The sequence below is a fragment of the Alicyclobacillus mali NBRC 102425 genome, assembly GCF_001570745.1.
Lineage (GTDB): Bacteria > Bacillota > Bacilli > Alicyclobacillales > Alicyclobacillaceae > Alicyclobacillus > Alicyclobacillus mali.
Genome location: NZ_BCSG01000075.1, coordinates 1 through 1,544, shown reverse-complemented (window position 1 = coordinate 1,544; position 1,544 = coordinate 1). Strand labels below are relative to the sequence as shown.

General features: G+C 58.8%; 1 protein-coding gene. It reads right to left on the bottom strand.

Features of this window, described 5'->3' with window-relative positions; all coding sequences use genetic code 11:
- Positions 1 to 217: 217 nt before the first annotated feature.
- Positions 218 to 1,435 carry an IS256 family transposase gene (locus AMA01_RS13425; protein ID WP_067851759.1) on the bottom strand — a complete coding sequence of 406 codons (1,218 nt, stop codon included), beginning with the start codon at positions 1,433 to 1,435 and terminating at the stop codon, positions 218 to 220.
- Positions 1,436 to 1,544: the final 109 nt, after the last annotated feature.

The following is a 1,544-nucleotide window of genomic DNA, read 5'->3' as shown; positions in this document are numbered from 1 at the left end:
GGGTAGTGTCCCGTCAAGTGGTGGAATTTCGCCGTGCGTGCCTTATGTGTGACGTGGTCGGCTTTGACCCTTGGCGAACTGTATCGACCGCCGTCACGCTCCGTCAAGGGATGCTTCGCTCGTCCTTCGACGCCCTTGACGGGCGTTCGGCGGTCGATTCTCATCCGTTAGGGCCAAAGCCTGCGTGTGCATGGTCGCATCACCTCGCCGCATGCATCTATTTGTGCAACAACGCCGCTGCCGCGAGTTGGGGCTGATTCGGTTTCAACTTGGCCATCGACTCCAAGCTGAAATATCTCCGTGCCACCATCCACTCTTCGTGCTGCTCTTGCAAAATGGCGCCTGCGAGTCGCAGTACGGCCTCCCGATTGGGGAAGATGCCTACGACGTCCATCCGCCTCCGCATTTCCCGATTCAGGCGTTCCAGCGGATTGGTCGAGCAGATCTGTCGCCAGTGCTCAAAGGGCAGCGCCATAAACGCCAATACGTCGTCTTCCGCATCGGACAGGATCTCCATCGCCTTCGGGAATCGCCCCTTCAACTCTTTCACGACGCGCCGGAGTTGCTCGCGAGCCGCCTCCTGGGACGATTGGGCAAAGATCGTCCGCAGGATGGATGCGACCATCGCCTGCTCCTTCTTCGGCACCTGACTCAGCACGTTGCGCAGTGCGTGCACCTTGCACCGTTGCCAGGTGGCACCCGTGAGCACCTCGGCAATCGCTTGGCGCAAACCCGCGTGTGCGTCGCTGACCACCAGCCGTACGCCACGCAGTCCGCGGACCTTCAGGCTTCGGAGAAAATCCGTCCAAAACGCGCCGTCCTCGCTCGTGCCAACGTCAAACCCAAGCACTTCTCGCTCACCGGTGTCCGTCACCCCAATCGCAATCACCAAAGCCATGCTCTGTACGCGACCACCTTCCCGAACCTTCGGGAAGGTCGCGTCGAGCCACACGTACGGATACTCGTGTTCCAGCGGCCGTTCTTTGAACTGTTGCACGGTCTCGTCCATCTGCTGACACAGACGAGAAACTTCACTTTTGCTGATGCCCTCCAATCCAAGGGCTCGCACAAGGTCGTCCACCTTGCGGGTGCTGACGCCCTTCACGTAAGCCTCCTGGATGACAGCCGCCAGCGCTTGCTCCGCTCGTCTCCTTGGTTCGAGCAGGGAGGGGAAGAAGCTGCCTTGGCGGAGCTTCGGGATCTTCAGCTCCACGGTTCCAAGGCGCGTATCCCACGTGCGCGAGCGCGAACCGTTTCGCTGCGTGACGCGGCTCTCTGTGCGTTCATAACGCTCCGCGCCGATTTTCTCCGTCGCCTCCGCATCGACTATGAATTGGGCGATCAGTTGCATGAGTTCACGTAACACGTCGATGTGATCCTCATCTTGCATCTTGCGAATCCATTCCAAAACTGCGAAGCTATTAAGCGAAGCCATCGTGCGTACCTCCTACTTTTGGTGTTCGCCACACTTAGAGTAGACACGCACGGTGGCTTTCTCGTCAATTGGGACTGACGGATTTTACACCACTACTTGAGACTTTAAC

Coding starts and splice junctions, on each gene's coding strand:
- AMA01_RS13425 (WP_067851759.1), bottom strand. CDS start 1,435: ATGGCTTCGCTTAATAGCTTCGCAGTTTTGGAATGGATTCGCAAGATG.